This is a genomic window from Roseobacter sp. CCS2 (assembly GCF_000169435.1).
GTDB lineage: Bacteria > Pseudomonadota > Alphaproteobacteria > Rhodobacterales > Rhodobacteraceae > Yoonia.
In genome coordinates this window covers 223,838-244,656 of sequence record NZ_AAYB01000001.1, presented here as the reverse complement: position 1 = coordinate 244,656, position 20,819 = coordinate 223,838, and the positions used below count along the sequence as shown (strand labels likewise).

The following is a 20,819-nucleotide window of genomic DNA, read 5'->3' as shown; positions in this document are numbered from 1 at the left end:
GACCCAGCCTCCAAACAACCGGTTAAAAATGGCCAGAATTTCTTTGCAAGGTTAACGTTCTGTTGCCTCTTGTTCCGCGCCTCTCTTGGGCCTATACGCCGCGCTTGACCCCGAACCAAGGACCCGCAACATGGCTGGCAGTGCAAACCTGAACGTGATGATGAAAACCGCCCGCAAGGCTGGGCGTGGTTTGCTGAAAGACTTTGGCGAGGTCGAGAATTTGCAGGTCAGCACCAAGGGCCCGGGTGATTTTGTCAGCCGCGCCGACAAGACAGCAGAGGCGCTGATCAAAGAAGAGCTGATGTATGCGCGCCCGACCTATGGTTTTCTGGGGGAAGAGGGCAAAGAGGTTGAAGGCGATGATCCAACCCGCCGCTGGATCGTTGATCCGTTGGACGGGACTACGAATTTTTTGCACGGTTTGCCACATTGGGCTGTGTCCATCGCGCTAGAACATAAAGGCCAGATCGTTGCTGGCGTCATCTATGATCCCGTGAAGGATGAAATGTTCTATGCTGAAAAAGGCTCTGGTGCATGGATGAACGAAAGCCGGATGCGTGTTTCGGGGCGTCACCGTTTGATCGAAAGTCTGTTTGCGACCGGGTTGCCGTTTGCTGGCCGTGCTGATTTGCCGGAAACGATTCAGGACCTGGCCCGCCTGTTGCCCGCCTGTGCTGGTGTGCGCCGGTTTGGTGCTGCGTCGCTTGATCTCGCTTATGTGGCGGCAGGCCGTTACGACGGATTTTGGGAACGCAACCTCCATGCATGGGACATTGCAGCGGGCATTGTGATCCTGCGCGAGGCAGGCGGCATTATCGAGCCGCTGCGCCCCGATGGTGATATCCTTGCGGATGGTCATTTGATCTGCGCGAACGAACCGATTTTTGAAACCTTCGCCAAGGTGATCCGCCAGTCCTAACGCCGGACCGTTGGAATGCTGCTGCGCCCGTAAGTCGCCTCTGGGTGCGGCGGATGCCCGTCTGTCTGTCGCCAGAACAACCCAGCCCCCAGTTTGAACCAAAGGGGCAGGGCCAGGATCAGCCCGATCACGAACCCACCCGCATGCGCCCAGTACGCCACGCCGCCGCCAGATGTGTCGATGCTGATCCCGTTGAAAAGCTGAAGCGCGAACCAAAGGCCCAGCATGATCCATGCTGGGATCGGGAAGATGCGGAAGAACACGATGAAGAAGATAAAAATATCAACGCGCGCTTTGGGAAACAGCAACAGATACCCCCCCATCACGCCCGCGATTGCACCTGACGCGCCGACGGTTGGGATTTGTGACATGGGATCAAACGCGAATTGCGCCAGTGATGCGCCAACCCCGCAGGCCAGATAGAAGATCAGGAAAGGGATGTGCCCCATCTTATCTTCCAAGTTGTCGCCGAATATCCACAAAAACAGCATATTGCCTGCAAGGTGCATAAAACCGCCATGCAGGAAGATTGATGTCACCAATGCGCTGTAATTTTCACCGTTCGACAGGCGCACAGGCAGCAACGCGTAATCGTAGTACAGCTGCGAGAGCGCCCGCTGATCCTGAAACAACGCCAGACCGATAAGAAAGATCACCACATTGATGGCGATCAAACTTAGGGTCACATAAGGCGTGCGTTCAGACGGGTTGTGGTCGCGGATCGGAAACATGGCGCGACCGTCCCCGAACCGGATCCAAGGGTCAAGTCAAAGCTGGGCCTGCCACCTCTGCCAAGAGTGCGGCGTTTCCGCCTGCCGCTGTGGTATCGATGCAGACGTGGCGTTCATGCAGCACATGGGCGGCATCCGGCATACCGGTTATCAGCGCGGTGATTGGCCCTTTGCGTTCGCTCAACGCCTGTTCGATGGCACGACCGGTCTTTTCATCGCCCCACCAGATGACGCCGCCAAGTGCGGCGATGTCGGTCAGATCACCAGGTGTTAAATCGCCTTCGGTGCTGACAGCGATTCCACCAAGTGCCTTGACCATACCCGTCTGATCCTGCGCCGCTTTCGCCCCGGGACCCATGCATAAAATAGCACCGCGTGGGTGCGTGCTGTGACGGTTTGATTCTCCGGTTGGGCCGGGTAGGTCCGTGGGTGTCGCTGGCGCCGGTTTGTCAGCCTGTGCCATGCGGGTCTTGATTGATCTGATATCCGCCGCACCGGCCCAGAAGCCATCGGTTATGGGTGCGGATTGCGCGGTGAAGCGTGGCAAATAGTATGGCCCCCCGGCCTTTGGACCAGTCCCCGACAAGCCTTCACCACCAAAGGGCTGGCTGCCGACGACCGCACCAATCTGGTCACGATTGACATAGATATTGCCCGCCTGCACCTTTTCGACAATCGTTTGCACGCGGTCGTCGATGCGGGTGTGCAACCCGAAGGTCAGGCCATATCCCGTCGCATTGATGGTCTCGATCACGTCGTCCAATGCCGCGGCCTTGAATGTCGCCACATGCAGAACCGGTCCGAAGATTTCCTTTGTCATCTCGTCAATCCCGGCCACCCGGATGGCAGTGGGGGGAATGAAATGACCCGCAGAAGGTGCAGCGATCTGGTGAATGATGCGGCCTTCTGTCTTGGCGGTTTCGATATGATCGGCGATACCCTGATGCGCGGCGGCGTCAATCACCGGTCCCACGTCCGTGGACAGATGCCACGGGTCGCCAACATGCATCTCGTCCATGGCGCCTTTGAGCATGGTCAGCAGATTATCCGCGATGTCTTCCTGCACATACAGGCAGCGCAGGGCAGAGCACCGTTGTCCGGCGGACCTGAAGGCACCATTGACGATATCGCGCACGGCATGTTCGGGCAGGGCGGTACTGTCCACGATCATCGCGTTCAAACCGCCGGTTTCGGCGATCAGCGGTGTGCCGGGTGCACAATGCGCGGCCATGTTGCTGCGGATTTTGAGTGCTGTGGCCGTCGATCCGGTAAAGGCCACCCCATTGATGCAGGGATCAGCGGTAAGGGCCGCACCAACATTACCGCCACCGGGCAGCAATTGCAGGGCGCGCGTCGGTACACCGGCCTTATGTAAAAGTGCAACGGCGCGGGTGGCGATCAGCGGTGTCTGCTCGGCTGGTTTGGCAAGGACAGCGTTTCCCGCAGCCAGTGCGGCTGCGATCTGTCCGGTAAAGATCGCCAGCGGAAAATTCCAGGGGCTGATGCAGGTCCATATGCCGCGCGCAGTCTGGTCGGCTTTTGCCTGGGCTGCGTAGTAGCGCAGAAAGTCCACAGCCTCACGCAATTCTGCGACGGCATCGGGCAAGCCCTTGCCTGCTTCGCGGGTCAGAATTGCAAAGAGTTCGTCCGCGTGGGCCTCATAAGCGTCTGCGGCGGCATCAAGGGCGGCAGCGCGTGTTTTGACATCGGCTGCCCAAGGGATCGCGGTATCGAGTGCCGCCGCGATGTCTTGCTGAGACGCGTTCTGGACCGCGCCAACCGTGTCGCCCGGGATCGCGGGGTTTGTAACGGCACGCGCGTCCTGCAACGTCTTGCGCGGATAGGTATGATTTTCGGACGTAAGCGGGTGACCTACGAAAGACGCCTTTTGATAGGGCGCGCGCCCCTCGGCTATGGTTGCAAGCGTTGGCGCATGTGTCAGATCCCATCCGCGCGAGTTTACGCGCTCTGGCTGGAACAGGTCTGGACCGGTTTGCAGAACCGGGCCTTGGCCGATGGCGTCAAACGGGCAGGCGGCAACGACCTGCGGTGGGACATCTTCATCGACAATCTGGTTCACAAAGCTGGAATTTGCGCCGTTTTCCAACAACCTGCGCACCAGATAGGCCAGTAAATCTTCGTGCGCGCCGACGGGGGCGTAAATCCGGCAACGCGTCTTTTGCGCTTGCAGCACAATGGTATGCAGCGTCTCGCCCATGCCGTGCAGGCGTTGGAATTCGAAATCATCCACCCCGCAACCCATCTGTTCGGCAATATCCAGCACGGCAGCGACGGTGTGGGCATTATGCGTGGCGAACTGTGGATAGATCCGATCTGTCATGCCCAACAGCTTGCGGGCGTTGCTGATGTAGCTGATATCGGTGTGTTGCTTGGCTGTGAACACCGGAAAGCCGTCGATACCTTCGACTTGCGTGCGTTTGATTTCGGCGTCCCAATACGCACCTTTCACAAGGCGGACCATGATCTTGCGATCTAGTCGGACTGCCATGTCATGCAGGCAATCAATGACCAACGGGGCGCGTTGGCCATAGGCTTGCACCACAATGCCAAAGCCATCCCATCCGGCCAGCGCCGGTTCGGACAACACAGCGCCGATCACATCAAGTGACAGCGACAGCCGGTCGGCCTCTTCTGCATCAATGTTGAACCCCATACCCGCTGATTTGGCGAGCAGCGCCAGCGCGCGGACACGCGGCACCAGTTCTTCCATCACGCGCACCTCTTGCGCGACCTCATAGCGCGGATGCAAGGCTGAAAGCTTGACCGAGATGCCGGGGTTTTCAGCAACACTGCTATGTGTGCAGTGTTCCGCAATTGCGCTGATCGCGCGAGAATAGGCAAGGTGATAGCCCTTGGCGTCGGCATCGGTACGCGCTGCCTCGCCCAGCATGTCGTAGCTGTAGGTAAAGCCCTTGGCCTGCATACCCTCGGCCCGCTTCATGGCTTTGCCGATATCTTCGCCCAGCACAAATTGACGGCCCATTTCGCGCATCGCCCGCGCGACGGCAGTGCGGATCACCGGTTCGCCAAGGCGTTTGACAGCACTGCGCAGGTGGCGGGTCAGACCGGGCTGTTCATCGTCCAGCACGCGGCCAGTCAGCATCAGCGCCCAAGTGGAGGCATTGACCAGAGATGAGGCTGAATGCCCAAGGTGTTTGCCCCAATCAGAGGGTGCGATCTTATCCTCGATCAGTTCATCCATGGTTTCGGCGTCAGGCACGCGCAACAGCGCCTCGGCCAAACACATCAGCGCGATGCCTTCGTCAGTGGACAGGCCATATTCGGCCAGGAATACCTCCATCAGACCGGGATCAGCGCTATTACGGATCTGGGTCACAAGATCAGCGGCACGTTCTGAAATACGGGCGCGATCTGCATCTGTCAGCTTGGCGGCGTCGACTAAGGCCGCTACTGTGGTGGCTTCGTCCATGTACATGGACCGGTCAATCTGGTGACGTAAATCTGAGCTGTGATCGCGGGGCATGGCCGTATACTCCAATATGATAGCCTACGATATCGTAAAAGAGATAGCCATTCTGCCCGCATTCTGTCATCTAGGCGGTCGAAATGACTTATTGGGGCGGTAATTCATGGCCGAAACGCTTTCTGATCTGGATACGTTTGACCGCAAGATTCTTGATATCCTGACTGTTGAAGGGCGGATCAGCGTGACAGAATTGGCCCGGCGCATCGGGTTGTCAAAGTCACCGACGCAGGCACGTCTGAAGCGATTAGAGGATCAGGGGGTCATTCGCGGTTATCGCGCGCTTTATGATCCGATCAGACTGGGCCGGGATCATGTGGCTTTTGTCGAGGTCAAACTGTCTGACACGCGTGAAAGTGCTTTGGCGGCATTTAACGATGCGGTGCTGCGTGTGCCGGAGATTGAGCAGTGTCATTTGATCGCAGGGGCCTTTGACTATTTGCTGAAAGTCCGGACCGCCGGGATGACCGGGTATCGCGCTGTTTTGGCTGAGAAAATTTCGACCTTGCCGCATGTTGCGAATACGTCGACCTATGTTGCGATGCAGGCCGTGAAGGAAGAAGGTATTTCACCCGTCGCACCAGGCACGGGCAGTTGACTTGACCCAATGAACCCGCGCCGCAAATATTTAGGTATGAAATGGATTATACCTCTTTGCGTTGTCGCCGCACCGGTGTTTGCCGAAACCTGCCCGCCTGTCAAAGATAACAGCCAACGGATCGCTGAAATTGTTGTTGAGCTTAGCCAGGCGCGCGGCGCAGGTGATGCGCGCGTGCTGACGCAGGAATTGTGGGAAATGTGGACCGACGCACCGGATGAGATTGCGCAGGCGATGCTGGATGAAGGCATGTCGCGCCGGGCAAGTTACGATTTTTTGGGCGCGCGCCATGTGCTTGATCGGTTGGTAGAGTACTGCCCCAACTATGCTGAAGGCTATAACCAACGTGCCTTTGCCAATTATCTGAGCAGTAACTTTGACGCCGCGCTTGTCGATCTTGACCGCACGCTTGAAATCGTGCCGAACCACATTGCGGCTTTGTCGGGCAAAGCGCTGACCCTCATGGGGCTGGGGCGCAATGATGAAGCGCAGATTGTGTTGCGCCAGGCGGTTGAAATGAACCCTTGGCTGCAAGAACGGTCACTTTTAACCGAACCTGTTGGCACTGACCTCTGATCACCGCTTGCCCACCCGCGCAGGTGCGCTTAGGAATAGCAACGTGCCCGCGTGGTGGAATGGTAGACACTGGAGACTTAAAATCCTTGTGTCTTTGCAGCATTATGCATACGAAACAAGGCGTTGCGACTAAGAGACGACTTTCAGGCCCAAAATAGGCCCGATGGTGAAAATTGAAGACTGCGGGCGTGGTGGAATGGTAGACACGCCAGACTTAAAATCTGTTGGGCAAATGCCCGTGGGGGTTCAAGTCCCCCCGCCCGCACCAATAAACCTTCTATTAAGTCAGTTCCTTAGGAAGGTATCGCCCGTGAGGTTAGTTCAATATCCTCGAGTTTGCTTAGCGTCGCGACCTCGCCGTGAAGTTCTTCCAACATGTCAAAGGCGTCGTTTGCAGCCTTGATGGCGGCATCAAAGGACATCGCAGCGGAACGCTGCTTTGCCGCCACTGCCTCCAGTGCAAGTCTGGCATCGGCAGCGCGCTGCGCGCGTGCGGCATCGGCCTCCTCGGCAACGAGTTCCGCTTTTGCCTCTTGCTCAAGCTGATCCAGTTCAGCGTCCAGTTCGTCCTTCTCGTTCCGCTTGATCTCGTCGGCGAGTGCCTTGCGGGCCTTCCCGCGGTCTTTCAGGACAAGGTCTCTTGCAGCTTCAAACATGGTATTCTCCGTTTCTTTTCTCTCGCGCATCGTGCGAAGAAACATGCGATCCTGTAGACCAGCAAATAGCACTTGTGAGGAAACTGAACGTTCGATGTGCCTTATGCGAAGGCAAAAGACTCTTGACCGAGCGCGTACAATGCGACGAAGGTGACGAATGCCATTTTGGCGCGATCATTTTTCAGCGGGTTCTGCGTCAAGTTGTTGTTGAGTGTTATTGATAAACTTGAGTTAAGAATTTGAAATTTCCGAGCATTTCTGACACCTTCAAAATCTATGACCGGTCGTCGGGTCATATGTCTAGATACCCTAAGACCGACTTTACCTTCGTCTTACTCCTGTGGGCGATCTCAGTATCAGTTGATGTACCGATCGATCCGGGTGGCATCCATTTATCTCTAAAGTATTTGATCCCAATCATCTCCATCTTCTGCGGAATCAGTTTTGGGTCTCAATATAGCAAGCACATCATTGTGGGGACGCTTCCGTTGCTTGTTGGCCTGGACATCAGCCAAGCTACCGAAGCCGGCGTCAGGGTATCACTAGAGTTTGGGCCAACTGGTCTGTTTTTTGCAAACCTGATTGTTCATAAAATGAGCTACAGCCAACAGTTCCGGAAGGAACTCCTCTCGCGCCATTCAATCGGTTTGGGCCTGCTCAGTTTTCTATTTGTGGGAATATTTTTCTTTGTTGAAGGGCAATTCCAAGTCCTTCGATTTATTAATGAACGACAAATCTTTGACTGGACAGTGAATGGATTTGCATTTGACCCAAGAATGCTCGTTGTTCTCATCTCCTTCATTATTGGCGCGTCAAATGCATCTAGGCGACATTTTTTAATGTCGCTAGCAGCGCTATTCCTGTTCTCATATCTGTCGAAATCTTTAGTTTTAAGGGGTGTCGGAATTCCAGACTACTGGTTCCAGACATTTCTTGTTTTGACATACTCAGCTCCAGACTTCTTTGTGCTTGCCATCGCATCGACCGCATTGGGTGTTATCTACCGCCAGTGGACTCAACGCAAAATCCTCAACGGAAAAAACCAGAATGTTGCCTTATGTGTCTTGGCAGTCGTAGTTTGTCTATCGCAGGTTGGGTTTCGGGCGGAATATACGGTTGGAGTAGGTAGCGCTTTCTCCACCCAAAACACCGAAGATGAAATCGCAGAGGCATCCGATTTGATGCAGAAGCCCGAGCTTTCTTTCGAAAGTTCGAAGAGAAGTTGGCTGATCTCTGATGCTCTCATAGAACAAGTCGACGGGCCGCGGATAGAGTTCTGGAGTAATTTTCGCTTGATAAATGGCACCCTAATAGCTGCTATGTTATTTGTGCTTGGTCTCCATTTCACGGCTTGGCGTGTGGTGTTTGCCGTCTTCATCTATATTGCGGTAGTGGCAGTCTGTGATCTGTTCAACAGTTACTTTTCCTTGCCTTTGCTTTTCCGTTTCGCAAACGCCGCAGGTGAGTTCTATTGCTTCTTTGATCGACCGGCGTCGATCATTCGCTTTGGTTCACTTAGCTTGACCGATACCGGCAGTGTCGTTGGCCCCGACTACGTCTTCCTAGTATTCGGTTTTGTTCTATCAAGAATTCGTGCCGTGACTGGAGCTGTGCAGCCCTTGGCTGTGACGCGACTTAGTCAACTATCTCCAACTCGCGTTACCATCCAAGTACTAGGATTGGTCGCGTTCGCATATACTATTCATCGGGTTCTAAATTACCTACTGTTGGCTATAATTGTTTTGCTTGATTTGCAGAATGCCCTGTAGAGGAACTTTTGGGGAAGTTGTCCTTTAGGTGAGGGTACAGCCTAGCCAATGAAGTCATCCTTGTGCTTGCGCTGGATGGTCTGGATGTCGCCGCCGGACGTGGTCAGCATGATTTCGGTCAGTGCAGAGGTCTGAGCTCTGCCGAACGCTCTCTGGCGTTGCGCAGCGACACCTCATCGGTCCTGCCGATCATCACTGACACGTACCTACCCTGATTAGGTGCTATTAGGTGGTAATATGTCTATTATTCAATGACTTAAAATCTCTTGGCCGTAAGGCCGTGCCGGTTCGAGTCCGGCCGCGGGCACCATCGCAACCTGATCAGTTTACAGGCGTCATATGTCAGCTGGCGCCACAAAGGCTGCGCGTATCAAACGCATCAACTGTTCTGAATAGTTGTGCTGCACATACCCTTTTTCCGCAATAATACCGACCGAACGCGCCGCCTCGGGCTCTCGAAAAGGTACGACGCGAAAGCCGTCAAATTCCGCCATCTCGATGGCAATCGAAGGCAACATTGCAACGCCTAGCCCCGCAGACGCAAAGCTGAGGGCGGTGAATGCGTTTTGCAGTTCGTAAGCCACATTCAACGACAGGTTTTTGCGGTGCAGAATATCGTCAATCAATGTGCGAATGGCGGTTGAGCGATCAAGCAGAATGATCGGCACCTCCTTGAGGTCCTCGAAACTGATTGCACGTTGGCCACGGTCAAATTCCGGTGGAATGCACGCTCGCAATGGTTCGTCCGTCAGTTTTTCGAAGGTAAAGGTTTTAAGGTTCGACACGGACGGCCCGACATAGAATTCGGCCACCTGCCGTTCAAGAATTTCAAGTGCAGTGGCCGGGGGCGCCTCAATAAGGCGGACACTGCTGTCGGGGAAACGACGCCGAAAAGTGGTCAGTACACCGCCAACGCGTTTCGGGGCCAGAGTTGGCGCGCAGGCGATTGTAACGGCGGACTGCCGCAACGTGGCAATATCGGACAGGGACTGAAATCCATCGTCAATATCACGCATCGCGCGGGCAGTTTTTTCATAAAGGAGGTGGCCATTCGGGGTCAGGGTGACCTTTTTGGGTTGCCGCACAAACAGCCGCATGCCGACCTGATCTTCCAATTCCTTGATTTGCATACTGATCGCGGCGGTCGAGCGCCTTGCCGTTTCGGCCGCACGGCGGAAGCTACCATGCTGAGCGACAAGGAGAAATGATTGCAACAGCTTTAGGTTGATGTCCGACATGGGCTGTCTCGCGATTCTTGTCTTAATCCATCAATCATTCTGATTTTCTTAATAGTCAATAAGTTTTTCTGAACCAAATTTATGGAAATCTTGCTTACAGAACGAAAAAAGTCGTCAATAGTGATGGTTCATATTGTGGCGGGGATGATGGTCAGAACGCAAAGGTCCGTGCGGTGTTGGGAGGCACTGCCATGGATTGTTTGGGAACCTTGACTGAGATCAAGGAGACACATCACACCGCCGCATAGGTTCGGGCAACTGCCCCGAAGCAAAACAAAGACGGTTTGCTGGTCACACCCCGTCTTTTGGTAACTTTGACCAACATGCCGCCTGCAAAGTTAGGCGGCGACATTCTGGGAGGAACACGATGAAAAAAGTAATGGCAATGGGTCTTGTGGCAGCAATGACCACAGGTGGGGCGGCACAAGCCCAAGAAGTGCTTGAGATGACGTCTGGGTTTTCGCGCAACCTACCGATCCTTGGCACTGCGGGTGTCGACTTTGTTGACAAGATCAACAGTATTTCGACAGAGGTCGAGTTTGAACACTTTGATCCCGGCGAATTGGTTCCAACGCTTGAGGCGCTGGATGCTGTATCAAACGGTTCAGTTGATGCGGCCTATACCACGTCTGGTTATTGGCAGGGTAAAATCACTGCCGCGTCGCTGTTTGCTGCTGTGCCGTTTGGCCCAGAGGCCGGCGAATTCCTGGGCTGGATGCTGTATGATGACGGTGCAGAGCTGTTCCAGCGTATGTATGATGAGAATGGCTATAACGTGAAGGTCATGCCTTGCGGTATTATCGCGCCTGAAACATCCGGTTGGTTCAAAGAACCGATTGAAAGCGTGGCCGATCTTGAAGGTTTGAACATGCGCTTCTTTGGTCTGGGTGCCGAAGTGATGCAGCGTTTGGGCGTATCGACATCCTTGCTTGCTGCGGGTGACATTTTCCCCGCACTTGAGCGTGGTGCGATTGATGCGACAGAGTTTTCCATGCCGTTAATTGACCAGCGTCTGGGTTTCTACAACATCGCATCCAACAATTACTTCCCCGGCTGGCACCAGCCTGCAACATTGTTTGAGTTGTTGATCAACAAGGACCGCTGGGATGATCTGGATGAGTTTGCACAGAACCAGATTGAGGTCGCTTGCCTGGCCAACATCACCACCAACTATGCGGAAGGTGAAGCCAAGAACTATGCCGCTATGATCGCCAACGTCGAAGAAAACGGCGTGACGATCCGCCAGTGGCCGGACGAGATGCTGGATACGTTTGAGGCAACATGGAACGAAGTTGCCGCAGAACTGGCCGCCGAGGATGAATACTTCAAACTGGTCTGGGATGACCTGCAGGAGTATCGAGCAGGTTACAAAACCTGGGTGAACAACATCTATCTGCCACGTCCACGGAACTGATCCTGAATTGATGTGACGATATGCAAAGGGGCGGCCCACGTGTCCGCCCCTTTGACTGCACGCCAGCGCAAAGGACCCACCTGTCATGGAATCACCAGAAGAACTTGTCGCAGTATCAGACCCCGGCGAAGTGGGACGTGAAGAGCATAATCGCGGCGATCGCTTTGTGGTGCAGCTGTCCAACATCGCGGCCTGGCTGTTTCCGATCCTGATGCTGGCCATCACCGCACAGGTGATCTTGCGCAATGCTGGCATGAACCAGGCCTGGCTCGATGATCTGCAGTGGTGGCTTTATGGTGCTGCAGTTTTGATGGGTGTTGGCTATGCTGTCACTACTGACAGTCATGTCCGGGTTGATATCCTGTACGATGGGTTTCCCCGCGAAAAGAAGACCCGGATCAATATTTTTGCGATAGGCTGGCTTTTCCTGCCTTTCATTATCCTTTCGTGGGATGTCACCTATGATTACGCCCTCAGTTCTGTGCGGGCCAACGAAGGTTCAGACAGTCCCAACGGTTTGCATAACCTGTGGATACTGAAAGTATTCATGAACCTGTCATTCATCTTTATCGGCATCGCATGCTGGTCGGCGGTTGTTCGCAATATTGCGCGCTTTCACCCGCCAAAGCTGTGGCGTCAAATGTGGGGTGCTTTCCCTGCGACATTCTTGCTGATCAACCTTGCCATCTATTACGGTCTCTACGGCGTCATGTCAGTGCTTGCCGAAGAAGGCACCAGCAGCCGTGACATCGCACGCGGTCCGGCCTTTGGCGAATTAGAGTTCGGCAACTACGAAATCACCTATACCGTGATCGCCGCTTTGATCATCACACCGATCCTTATCTTTGTGCTGCGCGCCATGGATAGCTCACGTAAGTCGGGGGCTTAATTCATGCTGTCATTTATTGGACAATTCCTGACCCTGAATGAAATCGCCGTCATCGTCATGTTCCTGACGTTCATCTGGATGCTGTTCCGCGGCATCCCGGTGGCGATGGCACTGGTGGGCGTCAGCCTTGTCTTCGTGGTGATCGCTGAGGTCTTCCTCGATCCTTATCGCAGCTATTTTCGCGATATCATCGAGTTTGATCGCACCGGCATCGACTACCAGCGCCTTGGTGCGCTTTCGGGGCGTATTTTCGGTAGCACGGTTAAAAACCCGGTTCTGGTCGCCTTGCCGATGTTTATCTTCATGGGTCTCATGCTGGACCAATCCGGTGTGGCGCAACGCATGATGCGGTCGATGCAAAAGCTGTTTGGCAGCTTGCGGGGCGGTCTGTCGCTGACAGTGCTGTTGATCGGGATCATTTTGGCCGCCTCAACCGGCGTGATCGGTGCATCCGTGACCCTGCTTGGTGTGATGGCGCTGCCCGCCATGATGCAGCAGAACTATTCGAAACCGATTGCGACAGGCACGATCGCCTCTGCCGGTACATTGGGTATTCTGATCCCGCCGTCGATCATGCTGGTGATTATGTCCGACCAATTGGCGATCAGCCTTGGTGATCTGTTCATGGGCGCGCTTTTCCCCGGTCTGATCCTTGGTGCGCTTTATATCACCTTCATCGTTATCTACGGCCTGATCAAACCAGATGCGATGCCTGTGCCGGAAAAGACTGAAGAGGTTGGTTGGCCCGTTGTCAAAGAGGTGCTGCTGGCCGTTATCCCACCAATGATCCTGATTTTGTTGGTGCTGGGTTCCATCTTTGCCGGCATCGCCACGCCGACCGAAGCATCCGGCCTTGGCGCGCTTGGTGCGACGATGCTGGCGCTGTTCAACGGACGCCTGAACATGAAGGTTCTGCGCGAGGTTAGCAGGTCCACGCTGAACACATCTGGCTATATCGTCGGTATCTTTCTTGCCGCGAATTTCTTTGCTTTCATCCTGCGGCGCTATGGCGGGGATGAGATTATTGAAGGGCTGGTCCTGTCGGTCTTTGAAGACCCTTATGCGATCATCCTGTTCATCTTGTTTATCGTCTTCCTGCTGGGCTTCCTGCTGGATTGGATCGAGATCACGATAATCATCATGCCTTTGATGTTGCCGATCATTCAGGGGCTGGGGATTGAAGGGGATATTCCTGATTTTGGGCAGGTGGCCGCACCTGTGATCACTTGGTTCGCCATTCTGGTGGCGGTGACCTTGCAGACCTCGTTCCTGACGCCGCCCGTGGGCTTTGCGCTGTTCTACCTCAAAGGTGTCTGCCCGCCGGGAGTGACTATTGGCGATATCTACAAAGGCGTTATTCCCTTTGTGTTGTTGCAGCTTCTGGGTCTGTTCATTGTGTTCGAGTTCCCTTGGCTGGTCACATGGCTGCCCTCGGTGGCCTACGGCAACTGATGTCGATCAAACCGCTGAATATCGACCCAAGCAACTGCTTTATTGCAGGGGCTTGGGTCGCGCCGCTTTCAGGGGATACGCTGCCGCTGATCAACCCGTCCGATGGCAGTACCCTTTGCGATATTGCGCGGGGGCAGGCCGACGATATCGATACGGCAATTAAGGCGGCTGAAACTGCGCTATCTGGCGAATGGGGGAAGGCGACAGCGGCAGAACGTGGGCGCATGCTGGCCAAGATCGGGCGCGCCGTTCTTGCGCATGTTGATGAGCTGGCTAAGCTTGAAGCGATGGACGTGGGCAAGCCGCTGAAACAAGCGCGCGCGGATGTGCTCGCATTGGCCCGCTATATGGAGTTCTATGGCGGTGCTGCCGACAAGGTGCATGGCGAAACTATTCCCTATCTGGATGGCTACACCGTCTACACTTTACGCGAACCGCATGGCGTGACCGGGCACATCATCCCCTGGAATTACCCCATGCAAATCATCGGACGTTCTGTCGGGGCGGCTTTGGCGATGGGCAATGCCTGCGTGCTGAAACCCGCGGAAGAGGCTTGTCTGACCGCCTTGGCTTTCGTTGAGATTGCGCGCAAGGCCGGTTTGCCGGATGGCGCTTTGAACGTCGTACCGGGATTGGGGGCCGAGGCGGGGGCTGCCTTGTCGGCCCATAAAGGCGTGCATCACATTTCATTCACCGGGTCGGTCGGGGTTGGCAAACTGATCCAGCAATCGGCGGGTGCAAATGTCGTGCCTGTGACGCTGGAACTGGGCGGGAAATCCCCGCAGGTGGTTTTTAATGATGCTGATATTGATGCGGCCCTACCGTTTCTTGTTAACGCGGGCATCCAGAATGCCGGGCAAACCTGCTCGGCTTCATCGCGCATTCTTGTGCAGCGGGGCGTCTATGATCAGATCGTTGATGCGATGATCGACCGCTATCAATCCCTGCAATGCGGCCCTGCGCTGTCTGATCTGGATGTGGGGCCTTTGGTGTCGCTGCGGCAGAAGGAAATTGTGGAAGGCTTCCTTGCCAAGGGTCGCGATCTGAGCATCGCTGCGCGGGGGCAGATCATCGACGATGCATCAATTGGTGGCGCCTATGTCGCGCCGACCCTTTTTGCTGATGTCGCCCCTGATCATACGCTCGCCCAAGATGAAATCTTTGGGCCGGTACAAGTAATCATCCCATTCGCCGATGAAGCCGAAGCGGTTACTATTGCGAATGGTACTGACTTTGGATTGGTTGCGTCGTGCTGGTCTGAGAATGGCGCGCGACAAATGCGTATGGCACGCGCATTGCGCGCAGGGCAGGTGTTTATCAACAACTACGGCGCAGGCGGTGGTGTGGAACTGCCCTTTGGCGGCACAGGCTTGTCAGGGCATGGGCGCGAAAAGGGGTTCGAGGCGCTTTATGGGTTCTCTGTCCTCAAAACAGTCGCCGCGCTGCATCACTGAGGGGTGAAGTTTTCGCCGTAAAACCGGTGCCAATTGTCGCCCATGATCCCCGCAACTTCGTCATCTGAGAAACCAGTGGTCTTCAATCCAGCCTCAATATTCCCAAAGTCGCGGCTGTCCTGAAACCAGCTTGGCATTGGTGGAAAACCGGGGGCTGTGGCAGAGCCTTCACCATAGTCGATCTCTTTGCTCCAACGCCCAACGCGCATCCACTCGACGATGCTGTCGGGTTGGTCCTGACATAGGTCGCTGCCGATCCCCAGATGCTCTGCGCCGAACCTCTCTGCCGTCCGCGCGATCATCTCGCAAAAGCTCTCAAGCGTGCAGTCGGATTTGTCCTTCAGGTGGTGCGGATAAACCGAGAACCCCATCATTCCGCCGTTCTGCGTGACAGCGCGGATGACATCGTCTTTCTTATTACGTAGGGCAGGGGACCACGCGTAGGGGTTAGCATGGGTGATCGCGATGGGGCGCTCGGAAATGTCCGCGGCCTCAATGGTGGACCGATCCGCTGAATGGCTCATATCTACCACCAGTCCTACGCGGTTCATTTCCTTGATCACTTGGCGGCCCATGCGGGTGATGCCTGTGTCCTCGGCCTCGTAACAGCCCGTCGCCAGCAACGACTGGTTGTTGTAGGTCAGCTGCATGAAGCGCGCACCCAGCGTATGCACGATCTCGACCAACCCGATATCATCCTCAATCGGGCTGGGGTTCTGAAAGCCAAAGAAGATCGCCGTGCGCCCGGTGTCCTGCGCGCGGTTCACATCCGCCGCCCACTGCCCTTTCATGATTAGATCAGAGTACTGCTCAAACCAGCGGTTCCATTGTTCGAAATTCAGTACCGTTTCGCGAAAATTCTCGTGATAGGCGATGGTGACATGCACCGCATCGACACCACCTTCGCGCATCTGGCGGAAAATCTTTTCCGACCAGTTGGCATATTGCAGATTGTCGATGCGCGGCATCAGAGCGGCTTTCCGGCACTGATATAGGCGGTCTTGACGGTGGTATAAAACTCTGCCGCGGCCTTACCCTGCTCGCGCGGACCGTAGGAACTGTCGCCGCGCCCACCGAATGGTACGTGATAATCCGTACCAGCGGTTGGCAAGTTGACCGTCACCACACCGGTCCGCGCATTGCGCCGGAAGTGCGTCGCACGCGCAAGGCTGGTCGTAACGATGCCAGAGGTCAGGCCAAAGTTGGTATCGTTGACGGTGGCTAATGCTTCGTCATAGCTGTCCACTTTGATGACAGATGTGAGCGGGGCAAACATTTCTTCGCGATTAATCCGCATCGTATTGGTGGAATTGATGAACACACCGGGGGACATGTAGTAGCCGTCATGTGGCATCTCTAACCGCGCCCCTCCACAAGCCAATTCAGCCCCCTCGGATTTACCCAAATCGGCATAGGCAAGGTTTTCGTTCAACTGCTGTTCGCTGACCACCGGCCCCATTTGGGTGCCTGCTTCTAACGCATGACCGACCTTCATCTCTTTGGTTCCTGCTACCAGCTTTTCGACGAACGCGTCATGGACTGCTGCGTGCACGATCAACCGTGATGAGGCCGTGCACTTCTGCCCGGTGCCGCCAAAGGCACCGCCCAATGCCAAAGTCACCGCCAGATCAATGTCCGCATCATCCATCACGGCCAACGCGTTCTTTGACCCCATTTCCATCTGTACCTTGGTCAGGTTCTGGATCGCAGCCGCCGCAATGCCTTTGCCCACAGGCACAGACCCGGTAAAGGAAATCGCGTTCACCTTCGGGCTTTCCACTAAGCGCTGGCCAATGTCGCGGCCTGATCCCATCACAAGGCTGAACAGACCTTTGGGAATGTCCTGCCGCGCAATAATCTCGGTCAGGGCCACGGCTGAGGCGGGGGTGATATTCGCCGGTTTCCAGACCACAGCGTTGCCATAGCAAAGGGCAGGGGCGATTTTCCAAGAGGCCGTTGCCATAGGAAAGTTCCAGGGTGAGATCACCGCCACAACGCCAACCGGCTCGCGGCGCACATCAATCTCGACCCCATCGCGGACTGAATCCGCATTTTCGCCCAACTGACGCAGGCATTCGGCGGCGTAATAGGTGAAAAACTGGCCGGCGCGATAGACCTCGCCTTTGCCTTCGGCCAAAGGCTTGCCCTCTTCGCGGCTGAGCAATGTGCCCAGTTCTTCGGCGCGTGACATCAATTCATTACCGATGGCCATCAGCACAGCTTGCTTGCGCTCTATCCCATAGGCCGCCCATTCAGCCTGCGCTTGGTGTGCTTGATCCAATGTTGCATCCAGCTGATCCGCGCTTGCTTGGGCAAACATGCCGATCATGTCAGTCAAATCAGAAGGGTTGCGGTTTTCGATTTCGGACGCGCCTGAAACCCACTCACCTGCGATATAGTTTTGGTGCAGTTCTGACATAATCGTATCCTTGAATGTGTATTACGTGACGCCTGAGTATCCGATTGCTATCTTGGAGGCACTCATAAAATAAAGGGATCGGGTTTTGCATTGCGCCAGCGACATGACAGGCCTGTTTCAAGACGAAAACCTGAAAACACTTGCCTTTCCTGTTGCGAAAAGCCCATGACACTTACGACAGAACGGTGGCTTGACCGCCCGCAAGAATTGAAAGGATCGTCCCATGATTGAACGTATTGAAACCGGCAAGAGGTCTTCGAAGATCGTCAAGCATAACGGTGTGGCCTATTTGACCGGGCAGGTTGCGGAAGGGGATACGATCCAAGAACAGGTGCGCATCTGTCTGGACAAGATTGATGCGCTACTGGAACAGGCCGGATCATCGCGCGAGAATATGTTGCGGGTCACAATTTGGCTGGCAGATATGCAGGATTTTGCCGGTTTGAACGAAGTTTGGAACGCTTGGGTTCCCGCGGGTCATGCCCCAGCGCGTGCTTGTGGCGAAGCGAAACTGGCGCGGCCTGAATTGAAGGTGGAATTCATCGTAGACGCGGCTTACGCGTAAGGTCTGGGCGATTTCGGCCTCTTTCTGCTTTCATCCGCCGAAATGACGATAAGGTCTGGCATGTCATGATGCATTTGATTGAAGATGACGGCAGTAGAGAGGACACTTAATGCTGACGCAGACCGTGCAGACGACGCCCATCGCAGGCCAAAAACCGGGGACCAGTGGTCTTCGTAAAAAGACAGCTGTTTTTCAAGAGCCCAACTTTCTTGAGAACTATGTTCAGTCAACATTTGACGGCATTGGCGGTGTGACTGGCAAGACGTTGGTCTTGGGCGGCGATGGCCGTTTTTTCAATGATACGGCGATCCAGATCATTCTGCGGATGGCAGCGGCCAATGGCGCGGCCAAATGCATTGTGGGGCAGGGCGGGTTGTTATCGACGCCAGCGGCATCGCACCTTATTCGCCTGAAACAAGCGGATGGCGGGCTGATCCTGTCTGCCAGCCATAATCCCGGTGGCCCTGACGCGGACTTTGGCTTGAAATACAATGGCCCCAATGGTGGACCAGCGCCCGAAGCTGTCACAGACGCGATTTTCGAACGTACCAAGGCTATCAAACACTATAAAATATGCGCAGCAGATGATGTTGATCTGGCGACTATCGGGCATCAGACCCTTGGCGAAATGGCTGTCGAAATCGTTGATCCAGTGTCGGACTATGCCGCGCTGATGCAAACAATCGTCGACTTTGATAAGATCGGCGCGCTGTTCGCGGGCGGCTTCACAATGTGTTTTGACGCCATGCATGCAGTCACGGGTCCCTATGCCCACGCTATTCTTGAAGACATGCTTGGCGCGCCAAAAGGCACGGTCATCAATGGCACACCCAGCCCTGATTTCGGCAAGGGACATCCAGACCCCAACCCCACCTGGGCCAAGATGTTGATGAACAAGATGTATGCCCCCGATGCGCCTGATTTTGGGGCGGCATCGGATGGCGACGGCGACCGCAATATGATCGTTGGGCGCGGTGCCTATGTCACCCCTTCTGACAGCCTTGCGCTGTTGACGGCACATGCACATTTGGCACCTGGCTATCGCGATGGGCTTGCGGGTGTTGCGCGCTCAATGCCAACATCACGGGCCGTTGACCGGGTGGCCGAAAGCCTTGGGATCGGATGTTTTGAGACGCCAACAGGGTGGAAGTTTTTTGGCAACCTGCTGGATGCAGGCAAGGTCACATTATGCGGCGAGGAAAGCGCCGGTACCGGATCCGATCATGTGCGCGAGAAAGACGGGCTTTGGGCGGTTTTGCTATGGCTGAATATCCTGGCGGAAACGCAAAAATCCGTTTCCGCGTTGATGGCAGATCTTTGGGCGGCACATGGTCGGTGCTATTATGCGCGATTTGACTATGAAGCTGTCGATAGCGAAAAAGCAAATGCTGTGATTGACGGCTTGCGGTCAAAATTACCCATGTTGGCAGGCGCGATGATTGGTGAACAGCAGGTGCAAATGGCTGATGAGTTTTCTTATGTCGATCCGGTTGATCGGTCTCGGTCTGATGGCCAAGGCATACGGATTGTTTTTGAGGGTGGCGCACGGGCCGTGTTCCGTCTTTCGGGCACGGGCACACAAGGGGCGACGATCCGGCTTTATCTGGAACAGTTGGAAACGCGCCATGACCGTCTGTCAGAAGACCCGCAAAAGGTGCTGGCCAATGTGCACGACGCTGTATTGGGCCTGTCTGACCTTGCGGCAATCACAGGCCGAACGGCGCCAGATGTGATAACCTGAGTGAACATGCGACCTCTGAACCCTGTAACAGAAAGGCGTCGCCGTTTTTCAGTCGGTTTGCCGTGCGGGAAAATCTGCCCTTTTGGTAAAGGCGTTCCAATCGTCCGATAATACATCTGAAAGCGATGCAGACTGTTTCTTGATACTTTGGCGTTCTTCCGTAAGGTCAGCGCCGCCAGAATACACCCATCGCTTGATCGGCAAACGTTTCAACATGGACTTGAGCATACTGGCATTGCGTCTGCGGAAAAACGTCGTCACCGATTGCACAACGCGCGCGGCAAGCAAGCTGCGCGGCACTTTGGCGGCGTTTACCTTGCTGTTGATCAATGCGCTTTGCGGTGGTTTGAAGTCGATTTGTAATGCGTCGCAAAGCTGACGACAGAATGCATCAGGGTCATCTCTGAGCAGTTGATAGGACATCAGATGCACCCGATCAGGGCCAAAGGTGTCTTCCCATCGGGCGACATGGCGTGAAAAAAGGCCTGCTTCTATAACATCGGTGTAGGTGTCGGCCATTTCGCGCAATGACATTTTGGGCGCACCCCGCATGCGATAGTGAAAGTAATGCGACACGGCGCGATCATGGGGGTCACGCACGGTACAGATAATCCGTGCGTTGGGCAGATGTTTTGCGACCCGTTCAGAAACAACAGGTTTGTGAAACAATGATGGCGCAACCTCTGCTCTGATGCGGGTGTCGGTTGCGGGCGGAAACAGGCCCGCGTACCAGTCAAAGCCCTTTTCGTAGACCTTGTCGAAGAAGAACGTTTCTTTCATGCCTTCAGGCAGCGCGATGTCACCGCGCGCTTCAAGGTAGGCCTGTATCCAGGTCGTGCCCGATTTTGTCGGTCCAACAAACAAAACGAAAGGATCATGAATAGCCATGGATG

The 20,819-nt window shown here is 55.0% G+C and carries 17 protein-coding genes and 1 tRNA gene; 11 read left to right on the top strand and 7 right to left on the bottom strand.

What is annotated here, in order from left to right:
• The first annotated feature begins 130 nt into the window (after positions 1 to 130).
• The gene (locus RCCS2_RS01265) at positions 131 to 919 is read left to right on the top strand and encodes an inositol monophosphatase family protein (RefSeq protein ID WP_008230704.1); all 789 of its coding nucleotides are present in this window, start codon (positions 131 to 133) and stop codon (positions 917 to 919) included.
• Here the strand turns inward: RCCS2_RS01265 and RCCS2_RS01260 are convergent.
• Both RCCS2_RS01260 and putA read right to left on the bottom strand, forming a co-directional pair.
• Entirely contained in the window at positions 916 to 1,650 is a 735-nt protein-coding gene (locus RCCS2_RS01260) for a rhomboid family intramembrane serine protease (protein WP_008230703.1), read from the bottom strand. The genes RCCS2_RS01265 and RCCS2_RS01260 overlap by 4 nt on opposite strands.
• A 31-nt stretch (positions 1,651 to 1,681) precedes the next feature.
• The gene (putA, locus tag RCCS2_RS01255) at positions 1,682 to 5,155 is read right to left on the bottom strand and encodes a bifunctional proline dehydrogenase/L-glutamate gamma-semialdehyde dehydrogenase PutA (protein WP_008230702.1); all 3,474 of its coding nucleotides are present in this window, start codon (positions 5,153 to 5,155) and stop codon (positions 1,682 to 1,684) included.
• 106 nt (positions 5,156 to 5,261) lie between these two features.
• Here putA and RCCS2_RS01250 point away from each other — a divergent pair, with 106 nt between their 5' ends.
• The 3 genes from RCCS2_RS01250 to RCCS2_RS01240 all read left to right on the top strand — a co-directional run bounded on the left by RCCS2_RS01250 (position 5,262) and on the right by RCCS2_RS01240 (position 6,597).
• Positions 5,262 to 5,753, top strand: a complete 492-nt coding sequence (locus RCCS2_RS01250; protein ID WP_008230701.1) for an Lrp/AsnC family transcriptional regulator — start codon at positions 5,262 to 5,264, stop codon at positions 5,751 to 5,753.
• 36 nt (positions 5,754 to 5,789) lie between these two features.
• On the top strand, positions 5,790 to 6,329 hold the full coding sequence (locus RCCS2_RS01245; RefSeq protein WP_037292989.1) for a tetratricopeptide repeat protein: 540 nt from the start codon (positions 5,790 to 5,792) through the stop codon (positions 6,327 to 6,329).
• A gap of 182 nt (positions 6,330 to 6,511) precedes the next feature.
• Positions 6,512 to 6,597: transfer RNA gene (locus tag RCCS2_RS01240), tRNA-Leu, on the top strand.
• A 25-nt stretch (positions 6,598 to 6,622) separates the two neighbouring features.
• On the opposite strand, the gene RCCS2_RS01235 is transcribed toward RCCS2_RS01240, so the two are convergent.
• Complete coding sequence (locus RCCS2_RS01235; RefSeq protein WP_156788395.1) at positions 6,623 to 7,030, bottom strand: hypothetical protein; 408 nt, start codon at positions 7,028 to 7,030, stop codon at positions 6,623 to 6,625.
• A gap of 251 nt (positions 7,031 to 7,281) precedes the next feature.
• Here RCCS2_RS01235 and RCCS2_RS01225 point away from each other — a divergent pair, with 251 nt between their 5' ends.
• Positions 7,282 to 8,754, top strand: a complete 1,473-nt coding sequence (locus RCCS2_RS01225) for a hypothetical protein (RefSeq protein ID WP_008230698.1) — start codon at positions 7,282 to 7,284, stop codon at positions 8,752 to 8,754.
• Positions 8,755 to 9,089: 335 nt separating this feature from the next.
• On the opposite strand, the gene RCCS2_RS01220 is transcribed toward RCCS2_RS01225, so the two are convergent.
• A complete protein-coding gene (locus RCCS2_RS01220; protein ID WP_008230697.1) occupies positions 9,090 to 9,992 on the bottom strand; it encodes a LysR family transcriptional regulator in 903 nt (300 codons plus the stop codon).
• Positions 9,993 to 10,359: 367 nt separating this feature from the next.
• On the opposite strand from RCCS2_RS01220, the gene RCCS2_RS01215 reads away from it, so the two are divergent.
• The 4 genes from RCCS2_RS01215 (at position 10,360) to RCCS2_RS01200 (ending at position 15,201) form a co-directional block, all read left to right on the top strand.
• Complete coding sequence (locus tag RCCS2_RS01215) at positions 10,360 to 11,406, top strand: TRAP transporter substrate-binding protein (RefSeq protein WP_037292978.1); 1,047 nt, start codon at positions 10,360 to 10,362, stop codon at positions 11,404 to 11,406.
• Between the two features lie 85 nt (positions 11,407 to 11,491).
• Positions 11,492 to 12,295, top strand: a complete 804-nt coding sequence (locus RCCS2_RS01210; RefSeq protein ID WP_008230687.1) for a TRAP transporter small permease subunit — start codon at positions 11,492 to 11,494, stop codon at positions 12,293 to 12,295.
• A gap of 3 nt (positions 12,296 to 12,298) precedes the next feature.
• Positions 12,299 to 13,747: a TRAP transporter large permease gene (locus RCCS2_RS01205; protein ID WP_008230684.1), complete on the top strand. Its 1,449-nt coding sequence runs from the start codon at positions 12,299 to 12,301 to the stop codon at positions 13,745 to 13,747.
• Complete coding sequence (locus tag RCCS2_RS01200) at positions 13,747 to 15,201, top strand: aldehyde dehydrogenase family protein (protein WP_008230682.1); 1,455 nt, start codon at positions 13,747 to 13,749, stop codon at positions 15,199 to 15,201. Before RCCS2_RS01205 ends, RCCS2_RS01200 begins: the two co-directional genes overlap by 1 nt.
• Here RCCS2_RS01200 and RCCS2_RS01195 read toward each other — a convergent pair.
• Both RCCS2_RS01195 and RCCS2_RS01190 read right to left on the bottom strand, forming a co-directional pair.
• Entirely contained in the window at positions 15,195 to 16,169 is a 975-nt protein-coding gene (locus RCCS2_RS01195; protein ID WP_008230681.1) for a membrane dipeptidase, read from the bottom strand. The genes RCCS2_RS01200 and RCCS2_RS01195 overlap by 7 nt on opposite strands.
• Positions 16,169 to 17,620 (bottom strand): aldehyde dehydrogenase family protein, encoded by a 1,452-nt coding sequence (locus tag RCCS2_RS01190; protein ID WP_008230680.1) that lies wholly within the window; start codon positions 17,618 to 17,620, stop codon positions 16,169 to 16,171. The genes RCCS2_RS01195 and RCCS2_RS01190 overlap by 1 nt, the downstream gene beginning before the upstream one ends.
• Before the next feature lie 223 nt (positions 17,621 to 17,843).
• Here RCCS2_RS01190 and RCCS2_RS01185 point away from each other — a divergent pair, with 223 nt between their 5' ends.
• Both RCCS2_RS01185 and RCCS2_RS01180 read left to right on the top strand, forming a co-directional pair.
• Complete coding sequence (locus RCCS2_RS01185) at positions 17,844 to 18,185, top strand: RidA family protein (RefSeq protein ID WP_008230677.1); 342 nt, start codon at positions 17,844 to 17,846, stop codon at positions 18,183 to 18,185.
• A gap of 109 nt (positions 18,186 to 18,294) precedes the next feature.
• On the top strand, positions 18,295 to 19,926 hold the full coding sequence (locus tag RCCS2_RS01180) for an alpha-D-glucose phosphate-specific phosphoglucomutase (RefSeq protein WP_008230676.1): 1,632 nt from the start codon (positions 18,295 to 18,297) through the stop codon (positions 19,924 to 19,926).
• Positions 19,927 to 19,974: 48 nt separating this feature from the next.
• On the opposite strand, the gene RCCS2_RS01175 is transcribed toward RCCS2_RS01180, so the two are convergent.
• Positions 19,975 to 20,814 carry a sulfotransferase domain-containing protein gene (locus RCCS2_RS01175; protein ID WP_008230675.1) on the bottom strand — a complete coding sequence of 280 codons (840 nt, stop codon included), beginning with the start codon at positions 20,812 to 20,814 and terminating at the stop codon, positions 19,975 to 19,977.
• Positions 20,815 to 20,819 lie beyond the last annotated feature (5 nt).